Below are 21,675 nucleotides of genomic sequence, written 5' to 3'. Positions count from 1 at the left end.
ATGACGACTTTAAATTTGAAAGTGGGGGAGAGGGATCATGGCAGATGGTGATATGGAGGGAAAAACCATACCCACTATTTTATCACTAAAATGTCTCACTAAAAATCAAAATAAATATAAGGCAAACTTCCTTGAGGTGCCAATAACCAAACTGCATAAAAACATAGAGGTACAAAAACCAGTTTTAACTGCCATCTGAGTTCTAAGTGAAGTTTCCGTTTAAATACATAAGCCACAATCATGACGACAAATATTAAAATTAACCCCCATAATACCTGATTAGGACTAGTATTTAGAGCTTCCATATAAACCTTCTTAATAAATTGTACATCAGCTGTGTGTCCCCAGAGATTTCCCATGACTAATGCTGAATCTTCAATTCTAGGTAACCGAAACCAAATCCAAGAAATAAATACGGTCAATTGAGTTAATAACCATGCCAAAATTATCCCTAGAGGATGATGCCAAAATAGACGTAAAATCTTGAAATTATTGCTGACCACATCTGTAACTCTATGAATACATAAAGCTATACCGTGTGACCCCCCCCACACTAAAAAACCCCACGCGGAACCATGCCAAATACCGGCAATTAACATGACTATTAATAGGTTAACACAGGTACGTAATAATCCTCGACGAGAACCCCCTAAGGGAAAATATAAGTAATTACGTAACCAATCACCTAGGGTGATATGCCAACGACGCCAAAAATCGGCAATACTGCTACTCAAGTAGGGAAAATCAAAGTTTTCTGGTAATACTAAACCAAGTAGTAAAGCACTACCACGGGCAATATCTACATAACCGTTGAAATCCAAATATAGTTGAAAACCATAAGCGAAAGTAGCTAACCATAGATCTGTGCTACCTGCTCTTTGTATATTGTTAAAACATAATTCTACGAAAATTCCTAAATTGTCGGCTAAAACTCCTTTTTTCACCGCACCTCTGGCAATTAACCATAAACCTTCTGTCCGTATGTGAATATGGTTAATTTTTGTCTGATCAAATTGCCAAGATATTTGATGATAGCGGGTAATTGGTCCGGAAATTAGTTTGGGAAAAAATAATTTGTAGGATGCAAATTTTAATAGGTTATCAGCTGGGGGTACTCCTCGATAAACATCTATAAGGTAAGCTATATTCTCAAATGTAAAAAATGAAATTCCTAGGGGAATACCTAACTTGAAACTGGCATTTTCTAGGGTGATATCCCACCTCAATATCCATTGGGATAGAATGGTCGAGTATTTAAAAACTAATAATAAGCCTACATTTAAACAAATACCTAAAGCTAAAATTTTCAGCCTGTTAGGATTCCAGTCAGCTTCTATATTTTTTATATCTTGGTCTGAATTTTGGTTGTTGTTGTTTTTCTTTGAGTAATTATTTGAGGCAGAGTTTTCGGCAATTTCTAACCCTAGGCGAAAGTTAATAAATGTTAGAACTACCATTAGTGGTATATACTGCACATCCCAGGAGGCGTAAAAAACTATGCTGGAAATAATTATTGTCCACAGACGAAATTTTGATTGCTTAATATTCCAGTAAGTGATCAGAACAATTACTAGAAATAGACCGTAGAGAACAGATGTAAATTTCATTTATTTCTTCAACCAAGGGATGATCATATCAGTAGCTAATTTCTGGGAGAGTTCATGGGCTCCATAGCGGTTCAGATGGCTGGGATCAGAAAAGTATTCATCAATTTCTTTCCAGGTGCGACTGAAATCACCGTAGGTGAAATTGGGATTCTCTCTAGCATTACCTAACATATATCTTTTGAATTTTCGCTCATATTTAGACCTGAAGGAGTCTAGATAGTCTGTTGTTAATGGCATATTAATGAAAATTAGATGTATCTGTTGTTTTTGTGTGAATTGCAAAATAGAATTTAATGCGTTGTGTTGCATGCCATCTAGCTGAAAATCTTTGTAGTCACTATCGTAAGCACCAAACACTTTAGGATACTTTTGATAGTAAGTTTTAGCATCAAATTTTATGGATATGGGTAAAAATCCATTAAATTGATTAATATTGCTTTCTGCACCTGGGGAGTTATTATTCTTTTGATAGTTATTAATTAGGTCTAAATTATTCAGGTTATCGAAAAATAATTTCTTGATTTCTTCACGCTTTTGATAACCTAAAGATAAATTGGCTAAGTACTCATTTAATATCTCATTTGCTACCTGTTGGCTATTAATTTCAGTAATATTGGTAATGTTATTTTCTGTAGAGCTTTTATTTGCTACAGATGAGTTTTCATTCATTTTTCGTTCATTGGCTCTTTTTAATACCTCCTTATATCCCTGGGAAGCAGCAATAGCATTAAAAGTTATATCTAGACGACCATTGTTAAATGCTCTGGAACCGTCTCCCCAAATAATTATTTTTGGCAATTCCGCAGGTGTCAAGACTTGGCAAATCACAAATTCTACCACTTGAGCAGTGGATCCATTAATCCCTAGATTAAAAATGCTAACTTCTGGATAGCCACGACTAGCTAGGGTCTGACCAATAGCTGATGGGTCAATACCCCGTAATGCACGAGAAGAACCAAGGATCAATATATCTGGTGGTTTGCCATCTGTTTTTAATCGTTTTCTATATAGTGCTAATTGTGCATCTAATTGCTTGGCATTAAAACTTGGCAGGTTCATAGAAGAGTCTTCTAATGAAACTTGATTATGTTGACTCAATACCCAAGTGTTGGAACTGGGGGAAGAATCGGAACTGTTAGATAATTTTAAATCTTTGGGTTGGTTATGTTTTGTCCCTTGGGATTGTTGTCTAATCATGGTTAAATTCCCTAAAAGCCAATCGCTTTGGATAATTAAGATTATTCCTAAAACTAACCACAAAAACCCGGCTGAAATTCCCTTTGCTTTTGGATCTATATCTCTTTGATTTTGGATTGGTATGAATACTTGAGTTGTTAAAAGTAACTTTTTTATTAAGTCTTTTATTTGTTGATGAAGACCTATGGATCGATATTCACTTTCCTCTTCTACCTCGATCCCACTATCACTATAAATATATGTAGTTAAGTTACTACTGGGCTGATAATTGACTAAACTACTATTATATTCTCTATATTCTTTATACTCCACTATTGAGGCAAACTTTGGTGTGTCTACTAAAACTAATTCTTCCGTTAGTGCTTGATTAGTCCCAGGAAAGTTGACACCATAACGCCAAAGGGGATCCCTGTCACCTGCGCGACGACCATAGATTCTCACACCAGCGATCGCTCTAATTTGTTGTGCAAATTCAGTTACTTTGTCAGCTACCTGTTCTTGGGGTGGACAGGTAGTGGCGTCACACATAATATGTAATATGTTACCTTTTTGCAAGGTAAGAATACGAATTCCCCCCGTTCTTAACCGCCAATCTATATCATGATTAAGTAGACGTTCTAAAAGGAAAATTATTGCCCCTTGGTCTCCTGATGCTGCTAGTTCTTTGGTTGGGGTAGACAACTTTGTATTTTCCGCAGCAGGTAAAGACAACCAGTCTATCCATTCTGGTTGTGCTTCTTTGGCTGATTGCCCATATACGGTAGCTGATAGTACGCCCTGGGGACCAATGTTCCCCAATTGATTGGCAATTATGGGCAAACATTCCTCCTTTTCAGGTGGATTTTTCAGCAGACCAGTGGGATAACAAAATATATGTAGGGTAAATTTTTGCAAAGAAATGGTAACGGAAACCCCCAAATTTGATAGGGACTGGTTCAGCAGGCGATCAATTGCTTCTAGATCTCCCCAGCGGGCCCACTCTTGAACCATGGTTTCTGCCAAAGTTAGATCTACCCTTAACAACCAGTCTGGATTCGTTTCCCCTAGAACTTGAGATACAATTAGTGCATCCCCGTAATTTTCTAGGTTCAAATGGCGTAACTTCTGGGCGATTGGTTCCGCTAGTAATTCAGGATCATGACTGTAGGTAGATTGACAAAATACCCATAGGCGATCGCCCTCTTGGTTCATCTTGGTTTGTGAACCCACATTAAATTTTAGAGGTTTGCTTTTTACCTCTACTGAAACACCTAATGAACTTAGACTTTCGCTTAAGTATCGCGATATAGCCTGGATGTCACCTTGTCTTGCTAGATTTTCATTAGAAACGCTTAAATTGCTATGGTAAGATTTGGGTTCATTAGCTTGTAATAATAGGGATGCGCCGCTGCTGTGTAGATTTTTGTCTAATTGGTTACGGCTTTGCGGTTGCTCAGGAAAAATCATGGATTTATCACATTTGGCAGTTTTTTTTAACATTTTTGTTACCTTTGTAGCTGTAGAAATGAGCAAAGATATTATTAGAGGTTAAATCACCATAGAATTAACCTACTTAACCTATAATTTGGGCGTGCTCGATCTACACCTTATATATATAATTGCCAGTATCATTGTAACTAGTGATTCTAAAACCACCAATCTACAGAATAAATCATGTCTTCTACTATTTCCCATTCCCCGTTACTACAAATAGGCACAATGTCCATGTTACTACTACTCATAGCAAATAAAGTAACTAGTGAGGTGATTACAACCCTGGGAACTGCTAGTGAGGAGATATTTAGGGGCGATCGCCTCCCTCCACTAAAATTCCCCGAAACTTCCTGTGCTGAGGATAGAATTACAGGTTAAGCGGACCGGAGCAAAAAATATGAGTTCGATTTTATACTCTTCATTGCCAGCGGCAAATATGCACCCTATGTCTGAATTATTTTTACGTCATCGTCTGCACGTAGTAGAAGAATTATGGGAGTCGGTTCTCAGACAAGAATGTGGACAAAAAATGGTTGACCTGCTGCGTCAACTACGGGATTTGTGTTCACCGGAAGGACAAACCACCCATGATCAAGCATCCTCAGCAGTAGCACTGATTGAACAGCTCAATATTAATGAAGCTATTCGTGCTGCTCGTGCTTTCGCTTTATACTTCCAGTTAATTAACATTATTGAGCAAGAATATGAACAAAAGCAACAGTTAACCCGCTATTCGGTGCCCGATCCTATGGACCAAGAAAGCTGGCCTAACATTATTTATTCAACTAATCAAAGGGAAAATGATCTACCTATCAATAAAGAGACTGGGAATGATAAAATTACCCCTTACCAGAAGGGAACCTTTGCGGTGTTATTCCCCCTACTATTTAGATTAAATGTTCCACCTCAGCAGATTCAAAGACTGATTTCTCAACTGGATGTGCGCTTAGTCTTCACAGCACATCCCACGGAAATTGTCCGCCACACCATCCGGGACAAACAAAGACAGGTAGTACACCTTTTACAGCAGTTGGATACTCTACAAACCCATACTGGTGCTCATCCCTGGGAACTGGCAGAAATTAAGGAGCGTTTATTAGAAGAGATTCGCCTCTGGTGGCGCACAGATGAACTGCATCAGTTTAAACCAACCGTATTAGATGAAGTAGACTATGCATTACATTACTTTCAAGAGGTTCTATTTGATGGTATTCCTCAATTGTATAAACGATTTGCTTATGCTTTAAAACAAACATTTCCTTGGTTGGAACCACCTGGTAAGAACTTTTGTTCTTTTGGCTCTTGGGTAGGTTCCGATCGGGATGGTAACCCATCAGTGACACCCGAGGTGACTTGGAAAACTGCCTGTTACCAGCGAAAAATGGTTTTAGAGAGATATATTCAATCTGTGAAAAAGCTGATTGAGTTACTGAGCATTTCCATGCACTGGAGTGATGTCCTACCAGATTTGTTGGAATCTTTAGAATTGGACCAATCTGTATTAGGTGATGTTTACGATGCTTTAGCTCTCCGCTATCGTCAAGAGCCTTATCGCTTAAAACTTTCCTATGTGTTAAGAAGATTGGAAAATACCAGAGATCGGAATTTGTCTTTATATCGTGGGGAGACTCCCACCAATGAGGATTCTGATAAATATGCTTCGGGGGAAGAATTTTTGGCGGAGCTAAGACTGATTCAACGTAACTTAACAGAAACTGGATTGAGTTGTGGAGAGTTGGATAATTTGATTTGTCAGGTGGAGATTTTTGACTTTCATCTAGCCCAGTTAGATATTCGTCAAGAATCTTCTAGACACTCTGATGCAATCAATGAAATTCTTGAATACCTGCAAATCCTTCCCGGAACCTATAATGAACTCTCAGAAAGCGAAAGAGTGAGTTGGTTGACAGCAGAATTACAGACTAGAAGACCTTTAATTCCAGCAGAATTGCCATTTTCGGAAAAAACTAATGATGTCATTGAAACTTTCCGAGTGGTGCGATCGCTACAACAGGAATTTAGGATTAGGATCTGCCAAACATATATTATTAGCATGTGTCGGCAAGTTAGTGACGTATTAGAGGTACTACTACTAGCCAAGGAGGCCCAATTATTTGACCCTGCTACTGCGGTTGGCTCTATTCGTGTAGTTCCCCTATTTGAAACTGTAGAAGATTTACAAAGATCCAGAAGTGTGATGCGGGAATTATTTGAACTTCCCCTATATCGTGCTTTCCTAGCGGGAGGTTATAAACCCGATCACACAGAAAATAACCTATCCCATAGCGATCTTAAACCTAACCTCCAAGAAGTGATGTTAGGATATTCCGACAGTAATAAAGACTCTGGTTTTTTAAGTAGTAATTGGGAAATCCACAAAGCCCAAAAATCCCTGCAAGAAATTGCTGAAGAATACGGTTTAAACCTGAGAATTTTCCATGGGCGGGGGGGATCGGTAGGTCGTGGTGGTGGACCAGCCTACGAGGCGATTTTAGCCCAACCTGGACATAGTATTAATGGTAGGATCAAGATTACCGAACAGGGAGAAGTTTTAGCTTCTAAATATTCTCTGTTAGATTTAGCTTTGTATCATATAGAAACAATTACTAGCGCAGTAGTGCAGGCTAGTTTATTGAGAACAGGGTTTGATGACATTGAAGCGTGGAATGAGATCATGGAAGAATTGTCGGTGAGATCTCGTCAACATTATCGAGCTTTGATTTATGAAGATCCTGATTTTATTGACTTCTTTCATCAGGTAACGCCTATTGAAGAAATTAGTCAGTTACAAATTAGTTCTCGCCCAGCCCGGCGATCATCTGGCAAAAAAGATTTGGGCAGTTTAAGAGCTATACCTTGGGTATTTAGTTGGACACAAACCAGATTTTTATTGCCTTCTTGGTATGGTGTAGGTACGGCATTAGATGAGTTTCTACAAGAAAAACCGGAAGAACATTTGAAACTAATGCGTTATTTCTATATTAAGTGGCCTTTCTTTAAAATGGTAATTTCCAAAGTAGAAATGACCCTAGCAAAAGTGGATATAGAGATGGCACGTCATTATGTACAGGAACTTTCCAGTCCAGAAGACAGATCAAGATTTGAGAAAGTATTTTTCCAAATTGCCAGGGAATACTATTTGACTAGGGACCTGGTGTTGAAAATCACGGGAAATCAAAGACTACTAGACGAAGATCCCACCTTGCAGCGGTCAGTACAATTACGAAATAGCACCATATTGCCATTGGGGTTCATTCAGGTTTCCTTACTCAAGCGATTGAGACAGTACAAGACTAGTAGTACACCGGGAGTAATACATTCTCGTTACAGTAAAGGGGAATTACTACGCGGCGCATTGTTGACTATTAATGGGATTGCAGCAGGAATGAGAAATACTGGTTGATGATTTTTAAGGAGTGGTGGAATGATCAAAAAACGCACTTTAATTTGTACTGTTATTGCGCTATTATCAGGCATAATTGGTGGATTAACAGCTGCACAAATCTCCTCTATGTTACATAATCAAAAATGCCTGACTCAACTATGGGGTTGGCAACAGATTTGTCATGTAGTGGTAACACCAGGAGCAATATGGCAAGGTAGCATAGCGGGAATTTGGACTGGTACAATATTAGGAGCGTTTTTTGGTGGTTTGGTGGTGCGTAAAATTGATTATTTAGGTTAAATTCTCTCCTCTTCCTGATAGAATACCTGTTAAGTTTAACCAGATTATAGCCATGACCACCGAAACAACTGCACAAAATCCAACCACTGGCGCTGATGCTGTAGATATAGCGATCGCACAGGGAATTGACTTTGATGGATCCCCCATTCCTACCGTCAAGCTGGAGTTATATAATTACGTTATGGGATTGGAAGCAGGTAGACAACGGAGTGGGGTATCTAACACCATGCGTTCTCGAATTGTTCGCATTGGTGCTAAACACATACCCCAAGCGGAGTTAGATGAGAAATTAGTAGCAGCTGGTTTTGCACCCTTAAAGGAAAAAGAGATTGCTTTTTTCTATGGTAGCAAGTAAGTTTAAAAATGTAGTTTTTCCTCTTGTATAACATCCGTCCCCATCACCTTATCCCAAAAGCGAAAATAAAGACCATAATTACAATTGAATTTGTGATGATGTAGGGTGTGATGGGAGGGTGTAATCCAATGTTCACCCCAAAAACCCTTAATCCAGGAACGGGGATAAACTTCATAACCTAGGTGATTAATCACGCCAAATAGCGTCATTAATATTAATAATAGTATTAACATGCTGGTATGAATGGGAATGATCAGCAGCATGACAGGAATAATCACTGCCTGCATTATACTTTCTAAAGGGTCAAAGCAGAAGGATGTCCAGGGTGTGGGTTTGATAGATTGATGATGTATTCGATGAAAGCGGCGATATATTTTAGGATTGTGTAACCATAAATGGGTCCAGTAAAAATATGTATCGTGTAAGAATAAATATATGAGTATGCTTATAGGCAAGTATAAATAGCCATATTCCAGAGGATTAGTGTACACCTTGGTATATCCATTACTAATGATAGTCATGGACAGAGCGACTCCTGGGGAGAAAATTAGACTGGATAGAATAGACCATTTGATTTCAGTTTTGATATTCTGACTGTTTTCTTTAATTTCCTGAAGACGGCGTTTTTCCCAGGAACGAGGACGACGAGTCCACAGCAACCAATAAAGGGGCCAGGATACAAGAAAATATCTGACAGAAAGTGCGCAAAATATAATTATTGTCAGCGCGGTGAATTCTATGATATTAGATAACATCTGTTTTATTAATAATTGTTACAAATATATTATATATAACCAAGGTTATACTGTTGAGATTGGGAAAACTTTTTGAAGACTATGAACAAATACAGTGAAATACCGCCCCACACGTGGAAACGTGCTATTGGTCTGGGGTGGGAAAGACCATATAGAGTCCGCTATCCCAGCAATTTGGATGATGGGCCATTTCATGGTATGCCATTAGGTGGTTTTGGAGCAGGTTGTATTGGTCGTTCCTCTCGGGGAGATTTTAATTTATGGCATATTGATGGGGGTGAACATGTTTTTAAAAATGTTCCTGGGTGTCAGTTCAGTATTTTTACATCTGGTCAAGCTTACGCGTTATCCACCCAACCACCAGAAGATAACACCTTACAAACCTGGCAATGGTATCCCAATACTGATGGGGGGACATATCACGCACTCTACCCCCGCAGTTGGTTTGTATATGAAAACGTATTTCCCCTACAATTCACTTGCGAACAATTTTCCCCGGTTTGGGCCCATAACTACCGAGAAACTAGTTATCCGGTAGCTGTTTTCTTATGGAATATCCATAACCCAACTAATCAACCCCTTACTGCGAGTATTATGTTGAGTTGGGAGAATATGACTGGGTGGTTTACTAATGCTCTTAAATCTCCTCAAGTTAAAATCAGGGATGATGGCTCTCCTGTATATGAATATCAACCGCGATGGGGTGAAAGTCAGGGGAACTATAACTGGTTAGCAGAAAATGACCAATATTTGGGTTGTGTTTTAGGTCGAGCTACAGATCATCCAATTCAAGAAGGTGATGGTACTTGGTGTATTGCTACTGTGAAAAATCCCCAGGTTGAATTATTCTATCATTGCCAATTTAATCCCCTGGGTAATGGTGAAGAAATTTGGCGTGACTTTAGTCAGAATGGCTCTCTATCTAATTACCAGGACGAAACCCCCGCAGATGTAAATTCCCGTTTGGGCGCTGCTGTTGCAGTTCGCTTTACTCTCCCACCTGGGGAAACTTTAACAGTTCCTTTCGTCTTGAGTTGGGACTTTCCAGTGACAGAATTTGCAGCAGGTGTCAACTATTATCGTAGATATACTGATTTTTTCGGCACTACCGGCGATAATGCTTGGCAGATTGCTACTTGTGCTCTGAAAGAATGCTACAACTGGCGATCGCATATTGAGAGTTGGCAAAAACCAATTCTGGAAAGGGAGGATTTACCAAGCTGGTTCAAGATGGCTTTATTTAACGAACTGTATGATTTAACTAGTGGGGGAACCCTGTGGAGTGCAGGGACGGAAAAAGACCCCATGGGTCAATTCGCGGTTTTAGAATGTTTAGACTATCGTTGGTATGAGAGTTTAGATGTTAGATTATATGGTTCCTTTGGACTGTTAATTTTATTCCCAGAATTGGAAAAGGCGGTCATTCGTGCTTTTGTGCGGGCCATCCCCCAAAGTGATGATAGATCTAGAATTATTGGATACTATTTAACCATTAACTCCCCCAGTCCGATGGCATTACGCAAGGTAGCAGGGGCTACACCTCACGATTTAGGCGCACCTAATGAGTGGGTTTGGGAGCAAACCAACTATACCAGTTATCAGGACTGTAACCTATGGAAAGATTTGGGTTGTGATTTTGTCCTCCAGGTGTACCGTGATTTCCTGTTTACCGGTGCTAATGATATAGAGTTTCTAGTTGACTGTTGGCATGGTATGGTGCTGACTTTAGATTATCTCAAACAATTTGACATGGATGGGGATGGAATACCGGAAAATTCTGGCGCTCCCGACCAGACCTTTGATGATTGGCGACTAAGTGGTGTTAGCGCCTATTGTGGTGCTTTGTGGTTGGCAGCTTTGGAAGCTGCGATCGCCATTTGTGATGTTTTGATAAACCGCCCGGAATTACCAAATGTAGGGGAGCAAAAATCTATTTATGAGCATTGGTTAAACCAATCATTGCCAGTATATCAACAAAAACTATGGAATGGCAAATTTTACCGTTTAGATAGTGAAAGTGGTTCCAATGTGGTGATGGCTGATCAACTATCAGGACAGTTTTATGCCAGGTTGCTTAATCTACCGGATATTGTGCCAAAAGATCGGGCCCTTTCCGCTTTGACTACTATCTACGATGCTTGTTTCCTCAAGTTCCAAGATGGTAAGTTTGGTGCTGCTAATGGTGTTCTTCTGGATGGTTCACCGGAAAACCCTCAAGCTACCCACCCTCTGGAGGTTTGGACGGGTATCAATTTTGGCTTGGCTGCTTTTTTACTGCAAATGGGCATGAAAGATCAAGGTTTGCGTTTAACCGAAGCAGTGGTGAGACAGGTCTATGACCATGGTCTACAGTTCCGCACACCAGAGGCGATCACCGCTGCTGGTACTTTTCGGGCTAGTACCTACCTTCGGCCTATGGCTATTTGGGCTGTGTATATATGCTTTAAATAGTTATTGGTAATTAAATCTTAAGAGATAACCATAGCCACCAGCGGGCCAGAATGTCTATCCAGCTTTTTATAGCGTTCTGGTTCCATATATTAATTGACATTAAATATGACATCTATGTCGTGAATCACTTGATAATACACTTGGTTATGGGTATTTGTTAGGGAGCATCATTTATTTCCCCTTAAATGTTTAATTTAATAAATTATTAAATGGTATCATAAGCAACTAAATTATAAAAATATTCTATCTTCATGCCCCACAGTTATTGCTATTTATTTAACTTGAGTGATTTGCTATTTCTGTGTTAATAATTATTTTATTAAAGGAGATTGCCAAAAAACATATAACAATCTATAATCAAGGAACTACCGAAGGCAATTTTACGGAAAATCAGGGATTTCTGCTGAGTGATAATTTATGAAGTTCTTATTCTATAAGGCTTTACACTCCTACATCAAATTGAGATTGCCTCAAATATTCAACAATTGATAACTTTAAAGTTGTCTAAAATGAGGGGTCTGACCCCCCATTTATCTAACAAAAATCAGACGAAAGTTAAACTTGCACAATGACCAAATGAACGTTTTGAGATCTTCACTAAATTTGACTTATCAACTTGCCATCTTGGCAGATGATATGGGAAAAAAAGATAGTATAAATTACAAATGTAGCTTGAGAGAAGTCAGATTCCATGGGTTTACTGACTCAAAAATGGTGATACTTTATAAAAAAGTTTCACCATTTATCAGCGGCTATTTGTACAACAATACTCAATGACCATAGTCTTGTTCTGGTTACTCTTTGGGGTTGATGACTAGAGGATAATTAAACACGGATCCGAAACTGGTCAATCACATCTGAGCATTCATCAAATAAATCACGCCTAAAAAATAAAAGTAAGACTAACTATGAATCACAATTTTTCTAACAACACTGGACTTGCTGATACGAAAATCAATCCTGAGCAGTTTGACCAGGTAATAGAGGCCATTCTAGCTGGCAAGTATTCTTGGGCCTGCGTGCTAATGTTGCGGTTTGTGGGTTATAATCCTTTGCATTATATTCCTTACCGTACTTACAACCGACTAATCAAGGAAAACTCCCATCAAAATCGGTCCGAGACCGAGAAAAAGGAAAATCTCAAACTTGCTTCATCATCCAGCGACAAACGAACTGATAATAATCATGTAACCCAAACCAACTGTTTGACCAAAATTAAAGACTTGGCCTATCTGGAGGTAAGAGGTAAAAAGTCCCAGTCAGAAGTTCACCATACCCGCAGAGAGAAAAAGTTGGCATAGCTACTTGATATCTGGGGGAGGTGTCAATACCAAGCAGTGGCAAATTAATGTTTTTAAAAATTAATGTTTTTATTGTCGGTAAAGATCGCTAATTCGGTTTCTGGATCGAAAAAGTGCAGTTTTTCCACAATGGGTGATAGCCAAATTTGATCCCCCATGTTAATTAGTCTATCCGAAGGTACTCTTACCTGTAGTATCTGACCATCTAATTTCGGTAAATCAGGGTTAATTACTCTTACACTCAGGAAACTATCATTTCCCAGATTTTCTACTAGATCTACTTTAACGGGTATATTTTTTGTCGCCGGTACACTTAACATCAGGTGTTCTGGACGAATACCTAAAATTACGGTTTGTCCACTGTATTTTTGTAGTGCTTTTCCCCACTCACTTGGTAGAGTAAAGCGAAAATTGCTGTGGGTAATTAATAGTGGTGCATAAAATTCTACGGGAATGAAATTCATCGGTGGTGAACCAATAAATTCTGCCACAAAGCGATTTTTGGGATAGTTATATATTTCTAAGGGGCGGGCAACTTGTTGAATTTGTCCCATATTCATAATGGCAATGCGATCGCCCATAGTCATTGCTTCTGTTTGGTCATGGGTAACATAAATAGTGGTTGTTCCCAATTGTCGCTGTAATTTGACAATTTGTACGCGAGTTTCTGCTCGTAGTTTAGCATCTAAATTAGATAGGGGCTCATCCATTAAAAACACTTGTGGATCCCGAGCGATCGCTCGACCCAGTGCTACCCGTTGTCTTTGTCCTCCGGAGAGTTGTTTAGGCAGTCTATGTAACATTGTGTTGATTTGTAGCAAATGAGCAACTTTTAAAACCTGTTGTTCTATAATTTTTTCCGTTTGAGTCTGATAACGTAATTGTTTGGGTAGTTTTTGAGTCAAACCCATGAGCAGATTTTCTCCCCACTGACCCATAGTTCCCTTAGAGCTAGTGTGGTTAACTGGTAAACGACGACGTAAACCAAATGCAATATTTTCATAAACTGTCAAATGGGGGTAAAGAGCATAATTTTGAAATACCATGGCAATATCTCTGGCCTTGGGAGGTAAATCATTAATCAGATCATTCCCTATCCAAATGTTACCCCCCGTCATCACCTCCAATCCTGCTATTAAACGTAGCAAGGTACTTTTTCCACAACCTGAGGGGCCCACTAACACCATAAACTCGCCCTCGGTAATAGTTAAATTAATCCGACGTAGGACATGAATACTATCTCCAGGTTGGTTAGGAGAAGATGACTCTTGGTTCTTAACTTCTCCTATGCGGGGAGGGAAAGTTTTGTAAACGTTTTCTAATACAACTTTTGCCACAGTAAGTGATTAAGTAAATTAATAAGTGATTTAAGACCCCAAAGCAGTTGTGCTACCATGACCATATTATGAGAATATTGGGTCAAGAGGGAGTCTTTTTGATACAGTAGTTTCTTTCAAACTAATCGATAATATAGAGAAGAGAAAACATAGAATCTTTAAATTCTAGCTGGTCATTATATATTATATATTAGGGGTGTCTTGTGTACCTTTAGATTAATTAGCCATTAACAAACCGTATGGTAATGCTCAAGTTTCCTGAACTGGAGAATTAAATGGGAAATAATTGGGAGACAAAATCCTGTTTATCTACCACCAGATGCAATAATTGCAGTCCTAACAGTCTAGACACTATATAATTTGAGAAGAGGAAATCAGAACCTTGGACGACATCACACAAGAAATTATGCTGAATACCTTTACCCTAGATGAAGTGGTTGAGTTCGCAGAAAATCCAGAACCTCGGTGTCCCTGTGTACTCCTGCTAGATACTTCCGGATCCATGCAGGGTGATAGAATTGAGGCACTAAATCAGGGTCTACTGAGTTTTAAGGATGAACTGGTTAAGAACACCCTAGCTGCTAGAAGAGTAGAAGTGGCAATTGTTACTTTTGATAGTCATGTAAACGTGGTACAAGATTTTGTGACCGTAGATCAATTTACTCCTCCTATTCTAACAGCTCAGGGATTAACAACTATGGGAGCGGGAATTAATAAATCCCTAGAAATAATTCAGGAGCGCAAATCCCAGTATCGTGCCAATGGCATTGCTTACTATCGTCCATGGGTATTTATGATTACAGATGGTGAACCCCAGGGTGAGATAGACGAGGTTATAGAACAAGCAACCCAGCGTCTACGAGGAGATGAGTCCAATAAAAAAGTAGCTTTTTTCACTGTAGGAGTAGAAAATGCCAATATGGATCGTCTCCATCAAATAGCTGTGCGGACTCCCCTAAAACTCAAAGGTCTCAACTTTGTAGAAATGTTTGTGTGGCTTTCGGCCAGTATGTCCGCTGTATCCCATTCTCAGTTAGAAGAGCAAGTAGCACTACCGCCCATCGGTTGGGGTTCTATCTAAATATATATTGACAATAGCCAGCCATCAGCTACCATTTATGCGATTATGAACTCATCGAAACAGGTTGCCCAATGGCGAGTAGCAGCCGCATCCGTATGTGGAACCAGCCATATCAAAAATGACCAGTTGTGTCAAGATGCTCACTATTGGCATATACTGCCCAATAATGTATTATTAATAGCAGTTGCAGATGGAGCAGGTTGTGCCAATCTAGGGAAAGTAGGAGCGGTGATAGCCACCCAAACAGCTATAGAGTATATATCCCAGCGGAAAGATATTGCCACCGTCATCACTGATGATATCCTATTGAGAGAGTTGCTGCATGAGGCCATGATCAATGCCAAAACCGCTTTGGAAAACGAAGCTCAGGTGGGCAAATATGAGCTATCTGACCTAGCAACTACCTTAATTATTGTAGTTGCTACCCCAAAACTTGCAGCGGTAGCACAAATAGGAGATGGTTTAGCTGTGACTAGGGATAGCACGGGTAAATTGCAAGCTCTGACCATTCCCCACAGGGGCGAATATGTCAACGAAACCATATTTTTGACTTCATCTGAAGCGGTGACTACAACTCAGCTACAAATCTTGCGTCATAACATAGTTAATATTGGAGTGCTTACCGATGGTCTACAAATGTTAGCTCTAAATATGCTAGTTCAAGAACCACATCAACCCTTCTTTTTACCCTTATTTGATTTTGTTGCCAAGGTTGAAGACCATAGACTAGCAAAAGAACAGTTAACAAGTTTTTTATCTTCTAGAAAAATTATTGAACGTACGGATGATGATTTAACTTTGGTACTAGCAGCATTTAGTAACTGATAAAAGGTTTGTTTTATAAAGTCCATTAATCACCATTGAATTATGCAGGTACTACGTTCTTTTTCCAATCAAGAGGTTCTGGATTTACAGGAAAATTTGGGACGCGGGGGTGAAGCTTGTGTCTATACGGTTCCAAGCGATGAAAATTTAGTCGCCAAAATTTATCATCACCCAACTTCTAGTCATATTCAGAAACTGCGGGCCATGATCGCCAACCCCCCAGCAAATCCTGCGGCCAGTTTTGGTCATATTTCTATAGCATGGCCACAGGAGTTATTAACTGCTGCGGAGGGTAGTGATACTATTATTGGCTTTTTAATGCCACGGATTCGGAACATGCGTCCTATTATGGACTTTTATAATCCTGGCAATCGTCGTCAAAACTGTCCCCTATTTAATTATCAATATTTACTGCGCACTGCTCGCAATTTGGCCGCAGCTTTTGCCGCGTTACATGCAAGTAATTACTGTATTGGCGATGTCAATGAATCAAATATTCTAGTCAGTAACACAGCTTTAGTTAGTTTAGTGGATACGGACTCCTTTCAAGTCCCAGATTTGTCTCAAAATACGGTTTATCGATGTTTGGTGGGTAAACCAGAATATACTCCCCCAGAACTTCAGAATAAAACCTTTGCTGACTATAATCGGGAAACCTATCATGATTTGTTCGGGTTAGGGGTGTTGATATTCCAGCTTTTGATGGAAGGGACTCACCCTTTTTCTGGGGTTTTTCAAGGTTTAGGGGATCCCCCCACTTATGAGTCCCGCATTCTAGCTGGCCATTTTACCTATAGCCAAAAACAAAAAGTCCCCTATTTACCTACTCCCATTACTCCCAGTTGGCAAACTCTTCATCCTGATTTACGAGATCTGTTTATCAGCTGTTTTGAAGATGGTCACCATTCTCCCTATTTGCGCCCCAGTGCCCAAACTTGGCTATCGGTTTTATCTACTGCAGAAGCAAGTTTGATTTCTTGTGCTGTTAATCCTCAGCATGCTTATCATCCTCATCTAGATAAATGTCCCTGGTGTGAACGCACTATGAAGTTGGGGGGGAGAGACCCCTTTCCATCTTTGCAGGCAATCTCCGCTCGGGAACATCTCCAACCCCGACGCAAATCTCGTAAGCGCCCTAGATATCAGCCCCGTGTTCGTAAACCAGCTGTTCCCGTTTTGGCTACCTATACCCAATTCTCTTTGAGATCAACTTCGCCTGGTTATCAACCTGTACAAACATCAAGTAGGTCTAAGTTTTATACTCTTATGTTTGGACTTTTAGGTTTGGGTGTATTGGGTTATTTGGATATTATGGTTAAATTTACCCGTCCTTTTCTCTCTCCTAATCCTTACACTCAACAAAGTTTATTGTCTAGTAGAAGCGAAAATGTTCATTCCCCATTAAGTTTAAGTTTTAATGATTACTATCAACGTGGTAATCAGGCTTATCAACAACAGGACTATCAACAAGCAATTGAGGACTTTAGCCAAGGTATCAAACAAAATACTAATTTTTCTAAACTATACATGCATAGGGGCAATGCCCGCTATAATTTAAATGATTATGAAGGAGCATTGACAGATTATAATCTGGCTTTGAAAATTAATCCCCAGGAAGTTAAGGCATTTATCAATCGTGGTAATGCTTATCTTAAACTGGCTGACTATAGCAATGATCCGGATTATGAATATAAAAAAGCTATAGACAGTTTCAATAATGCTATTAACATTAACCAACAAGATGATGAAGCCTATGTTAGAAGAGGTATTGTTCGGTCACAAATAGCCAGATATAGTAATAACTCACAAGAGGAATACGAAAGATCTATTGGGGACTTTACACAGGCAATTAAACTCAATCGTTTTAAAGCAGAAGCCTACTTTCAGCGCGGTCTAGCTCGTTACCAATTTGCCCAATATAGCAGTAATTATGCTCAAATATATAAACAGGCGATCGCAGATTTTGACCAGGCATTAAATATTAATCCGGAAATGGCAGAGGTGTTCCTCAAAAGAGGAATGATTTACTATGAATTAGCCCAATATGGAGAAAGGACAGCCAGGAATAATCAGCAACAAGCTCTGGAAGATTTAGAAAAATCTGCTCAATTATATCTGAATAAGAAGGATGTGAACAACTACCAGCAAGCTATCAGTAATATTTGTGTTATTGCTGAAGAAAAGTGCGACTATTTTTTACAGAACTCATCAATTATTTATAATGTAAATCCCTGAAATGTAGTAAGAAAAATAATATTTTCCTCACCAAGGAGATAGATATCTAGTAGCTGTCTCCTTGTTTTTTTGTTGACAATTATCTTATTTCAAGGCTTACCCTAAATTTACTGACTCTTTATAAACAGTCCCGTTTTTTTTCGCTAGATTACTATTATGTTCCATCAGAAAGGGAAACCAAGCAAAATCCCATCTATTTAATTCCCATAACTTGTCGTGCTGGCAAATAGTTAAATCAAATAAATCAGAGGTATTTGCATGAAAGCAGTAATTCTAGCTGGTGGTTTAGGAACGCGTCTGAGTGAAGAAACTAGTATTAGACCTAAGCCAATGGTAGAAGTGGGTGGCAAGCCAATTCTTTGGCATATTATGAAAATATATTCAGCTCATGGTATTAATGATTTTATCATTTGTTGTGGATACAAGGGTTACATTATTAAGGAGTATTTTGCCAACTACTTCCTCCACATGTCAGACGTAACTTTTGATATGAGATTTAATCAAATGAGTATCCATTCCGGATATGCAGAACCATGGCGGGTTACTTTGGTAAATACGGGCGATAATACCATGACAGGTGGTAGACTAAAGAAAGTGAGAGAACATATTGGTAACGAAACTTTCTGTTTTACCTATGGAGATGGTGTCAGCAATATTAATATTACGGAACTAATTAATTTTCACCAAAGCCAAAAAACCTTAGCCACCCTTAGTGCTGTCCAACCAGCAGGAAGATTTGGGGCAATTTCCCTAGGACAAGAACAAACTAAAATTACCAGTTTTAAAGAAAAGCCAGAGGGTGATGGTGCTTGGATTAATGGTGGTTATTTTGTCCTAGAACCAGAGGTAATTAATTTTATTGCTGATGAAAGTACGGTTTGGGAAAAGGAACCACTAGAAAAATTAGCGGATATGGAACAACTGTCAGCTTTTAAACATCAGGGATTTTGGCAGCCAATGGATACTTTAAGAGATAAAAACTACCTGGAAGATTTGTGGAAAAATAATCAAGCTCCTTGGAAGGTGTGGGCATAATTGATGGTGATTTAAGGGAAAAATAATCATGTATGACTTTGCCATTATTGGTGGTGGAATAGTAGGACTAGCTACGGCCATGGCTTTAGGTAAACGCTATGGTCAGACCAAGATTTTAGTCCTAGAAAAAGAAGCGGAATGGGCATTTCATCAAACTGGCAACAATAGTGGTGTCATTCATTCTGGTATTTACTACAAACCCGGTAGTTTCAAAGCAAAATTCTGCCGTGATGGCAGTCGATCAATGGTGGAATTTTGTCGAGAACATAATATAGATCATGATATTTGTGGTAAGGTTATTGTCGCCACAGAACCCGAGGAAATACCAAGATTAGAAAACCTCTATCAGCGAGGTTTAGATAATGGTATTCCCGTGAAGAGAATTAGTCCTCAAGAAGCAAGGGAAATTGAACCTCATCTTAGTTGCTTGGCAGCAATTCGAGTCTCTTCTACTGGGATTGTCAACTACAAACAAGTTTGCCTCAAGTACGCGGAGATTATTCAAAATCAAGGAGGCGATTTACGCCTTAACACCCGGGTTTTAAAACTACACCCAAGCGGCGAAAATCAGATAATAGAAACTACCAAAGGCAGTTTTGAAACTAGATTTGTAATTAACTGTGGTGGACTACATAGCGATCGCCTGGCGGAATTGGGTCAGGTAAATCCCCAAGCTAAAATCGTTCCCTTTCGGGGAGAATACTATGAACTAACACCGGAAAAACGTTCTTTAGTCAAAACGCTTATTTATCCAGTTCCTAACCCAGATTTCCCATTTTTGGGTGTACATTTTACCAGGATGATTGATGGCACAGTTCACGCTGGTCCAAATGCGGTTTTGAGTTTTAAAAGAGAAGGTTACAAAAAAACCGATTTTGATCTAAGAGATCTAACTGAAGTCATTACCTATCCTGGTTTTTGGAAACTAGCAGCCAAACATGCTGATGAAGGAATCAAAGAAATGATACGTTCCTGGAGTAAAGCAGCTTTTGTCAGAAGTTTGCAAAAACTGATTCCAGAAGTGGAGGCGAAAGATTTAGTACCCACCCATGCGGGGGTTAGAGCTCAAGCATTAATGAATAATGGTTCTCTGGTAGAGGACTTTTTAATCGTTCCTGGTAAAAACTCTATTCACGTTTGCAATGCACCATCACCTGCAGCTACATCTTCTTTAGAGATTGGTAAGGCCATTGTGAATCAATTACCAGAACCAGCAAATTTAATCAGGTGTTTTTAAAAACAAGCCTGGAGTAAAGTCCCAAATCAAAATCAAGAGGAAAACTATGAAAATATTAGTCACTGGTACAGAAGGATATTTAGGCTCATTGCTCCCTCCCTTATTAATTGCTAAAGGTCATAAGGTAATTGGAGTAGACACGGGTTTTTATAAAGTTGGCTGGTTATATAACGGTACAGAAATAACAGTCAAAACTCTCAACAAAGACATTCGTAATATTAATCCAGAAGACCTAGAGGGAGTAGATGCTATAGTTCACAAAGCAGAACTTTCTAATGATCCCACAGGACAATTGGCACCCCATATTACCTATGATATCAATCATTTAGGTTCCGTGCGATTGGCCAATTTGGCTAAAACCATGGGAGTGCGTCGGTTTGTTTATATGTCTTCTTGCAGTGTTTATGGAATTGCCACTGATGGGGATGTAACAGAAGAATCACCAGTGAATCCTCAAACAGCTTATGCTGAGTGCAAAACCTTGGTGGAAAGGGATATTAAGTTATTAGCTGATGATGATTTTTCCCCTACCTTCATGCGCAATGCAACAGCATTTGGAGCTTCCCCCCGCATGAGATTTGATATTGTTTTAAACAATTTAGCTGGGTTAGCTTGGACTACCAAGGAAATTAAAATGACTAGTGATGGTACTCCTTGGCGACCTTTAGTTCATGCTTTGGACATTTGTAAAGCCATTGTCTGTGTCTTGGAAGCACCCAGGGATATTATTCACAATCAGGTTTTTAATGTAGGAGATACACAAAATAATTATCGCGTGCGAGAAATTGCCCAAATCATTGCAGCAACCTTCCCAGATTGTAAATTAACCTTTGGTAATAATGGTGCGGATAATCGTAGTTATCGAGTATCCTTCGAGAAGATCAACACAATATTACCAGGATTCAAATGTGAGTGGAATGCGGAGCGTGGTGCCCAACAGTTATTGAATTTATTCCAGCAAATTGACATGACTGAGGATACATTCCTTTTTAGAGGATTTACCAGATTAAAGCAGCTGGAGTATTTGATCCGTACTCAACAACTCGATCAGAATTTTTTTTGGCATAGCTAGGAATTAGTTTTTTGAATTAATTTTTTAAT

At 39.2% G+C, this 21,675-nt stretch carries 16 protein-coding genes; 12 read left to right on the top strand and 4 right to left on the bottom strand.

Annotated features, from left to right (window positions below; genetic code table 11):
- Positions 1 to 98: 98 nt before the first annotated feature.
- Both C6N34_RS03470 and C6N34_RS03465 read right to left on the bottom strand, forming a co-directional pair.
- On the bottom strand, positions 99 to 1,607 hold the full coding sequence (locus C6N34_RS03470) for an MBOAT family O-acyltransferase (protein ID WP_115538804.1): 1,509 nt from the start codon (positions 1,605 to 1,607) through the stop codon (positions 99 to 101).
- Positions 1,608 to 4,283 carry a hypothetical protein gene (locus tag C6N34_RS03465; protein ID WP_115538805.1) on the bottom strand — a complete coding sequence of 892 codons (2,676 nt, stop codon included), beginning with the start codon at positions 4,281 to 4,283 and terminating at the stop codon, positions 1,608 to 1,610.
- 174 nt (positions 4,284 to 4,457) lie between these two features.
- Between C6N34_RS03465 and C6N34_RS03460 the strand changes: the two genes are divergently transcribed.
- From C6N34_RS03460 to C6N34_RS03445, 4 genes are read left to right on the top strand one after another with little or no spacing between them, the layout of a single operon-like run.
- Positions 4,458 to 4,655, top strand: a complete 198-nt coding sequence (locus tag C6N34_RS03460; RefSeq protein ID WP_040008957.1) for a hypothetical protein — start codon at positions 4,458 to 4,460, stop codon at positions 4,653 to 4,655.
- 19 nt (positions 4,656 to 4,674) lie between these two features.
- Positions 4,675 to 7,680: a phosphoenolpyruvate carboxylase gene (gene ppc, locus C6N34_RS03455; RefSeq protein WP_040008954.1), complete on the top strand. Its 3,006-nt coding sequence runs from the start codon at positions 4,675 to 4,677 to the stop codon at positions 7,678 to 7,680.
- Positions 7,681 to 7,701: 21 nt separating this feature from the next.
- Complete coding sequence (locus tag C6N34_RS03450; RefSeq protein ID WP_057178807.1) at positions 7,702 to 7,962, top strand: hypothetical protein; 261 nt, start codon at positions 7,702 to 7,704, stop codon at positions 7,960 to 7,962.
- A gap of 52 nt (positions 7,963 to 8,014) precedes the next feature.
- Positions 8,015 to 8,317: a small RNA NsiR4-regulated ssr1528 family protein gene (locus tag C6N34_RS03445; protein WP_057178808.1), complete on the top strand. Its 303-nt coding sequence runs from the start codon at positions 8,015 to 8,017 to the stop codon at positions 8,315 to 8,317.
- A gap of 2 nt (positions 8,318 to 8,319) precedes the next feature.
- Here C6N34_RS03445 and C6N34_RS03440 read toward each other — a convergent pair whose 3' ends face one another.
- The gene (locus C6N34_RS03440) at positions 8,320 to 9,072 is read right to left on the bottom strand and encodes a sterol desaturase family protein (protein WP_057178809.1); all 753 of its coding nucleotides are present in this window, start codon (positions 9,070 to 9,072) and stop codon (positions 8,320 to 8,322) included.
- Positions 9,073 to 9,153: 81 nt separating this feature from the next.
- Between C6N34_RS03440 and C6N34_RS03435 the strand changes: the two genes are divergently transcribed.
- Both C6N34_RS03435 and C6N34_RS03430 read left to right on the top strand, forming a co-directional pair.
- Entirely contained in the window at positions 9,154 to 11,523 is a 2,370-nt protein-coding gene (locus C6N34_RS03435; protein ID WP_057178810.1) for a GH116 family glycosyl hydrolase, read from the top strand.
- A gap of 908 nt (positions 11,524 to 12,431) precedes the next feature.
- Positions 12,432 to 12,824, top strand: coding sequence for a HetP family heterocyst commitment protein (locus C6N34_RS03430; protein ID WP_057178811.1), 393 nt, complete (start codon positions 12,432 to 12,434; stop codon positions 12,822 to 12,824).
- Between the two features lie 53 nt (positions 12,825 to 12,877).
- Here the strand turns inward: C6N34_RS03430 and C6N34_RS03425 are convergent, their stop codons facing one another.
- A complete protein-coding gene (locus C6N34_RS03425; protein ID WP_115538806.1) occupies positions 12,878 to 14,161 on the bottom strand; it encodes an ABC transporter ATP-binding protein in 1,284 nt (427 codons plus the stop codon).
- Positions 14,162 to 14,567: 406 nt separating this feature from the next.
- Here C6N34_RS03425 and C6N34_RS03420 point away from each other — a divergent pair, with 406 nt between their 5' ends.
- The 6 genes from C6N34_RS03420 (at position 14,568) to C6N34_RS03395 (ending at position 21,646) form a co-directional block, all read left to right on the top strand.
- Positions 14,568 to 15,242, top strand: coding sequence for a vWA domain-containing protein (locus C6N34_RS03420; protein WP_040008949.1), 675 nt, complete (start codon positions 14,568 to 14,570; stop codon positions 15,240 to 15,242).
- 45 nt (positions 15,243 to 15,287) lie between these two features.
- Positions 15,288 to 16,067, top strand: a complete 780-nt coding sequence (locus C6N34_RS03415; protein WP_115538807.1) for a PP2C family serine/threonine-protein phosphatase — start codon at positions 15,288 to 15,290, stop codon at positions 16,065 to 16,067.
- Between the two features lie 42 nt (positions 16,068 to 16,109).
- On the top strand, positions 16,110 to 18,302 hold the full coding sequence (locus tag C6N34_RS03410; RefSeq protein ID WP_115538808.1) for a tetratricopeptide repeat protein: 2,193 nt from the start codon (positions 16,110 to 16,112) through the stop codon (positions 18,300 to 18,302).
- Positions 18,303 to 18,560: 258 nt separating this feature from the next.
- Positions 18,561 to 19,337 (top strand): glucose-1-phosphate cytidylyltransferase, encoded by a 777-nt coding sequence (gene rfbF / locus C6N34_RS03405; protein ID WP_057178815.1) that lies wholly within the window; start codon positions 18,561 to 18,563, stop codon positions 19,335 to 19,337.
- Between the two features lie 28 nt (positions 19,338 to 19,365).
- A complete protein-coding gene (gene lhgO, locus C6N34_RS03400; RefSeq protein WP_057178816.1) occupies positions 19,366 to 20,574 on the top strand; it encodes an L-2-hydroxyglutarate oxidase in 1,209 nt (402 codons plus the stop codon).
- 46 nt (positions 20,575 to 20,620) lie between these two features.
- Positions 20,621 to 21,646, top strand: a complete 1,026-nt coding sequence (locus C6N34_RS03395; RefSeq protein ID WP_006277198.1) for an NAD-dependent epimerase/dehydratase family protein — start codon at positions 20,621 to 20,623, stop codon at positions 21,644 to 21,646.
- The last annotated feature ends 29 nt before the right edge of the window (positions 21,647 to 21,675 follow it).

This window comes from Cylindrospermopsis raciborskii Cr2010 (assembly GCF_003367075.2).
In the GTDB taxonomy this organism is placed as follows: domain Bacteria; phylum Cyanobacteriota; class Cyanobacteriia; order Cyanobacteriales; family Nostocaceae; genus Raphidiopsis; species Raphidiopsis raciborskii.
Note: the sequence above shows the minus strand (reverse complement) of the source record. Positions and strands in the feature narration are given on the sequence as shown.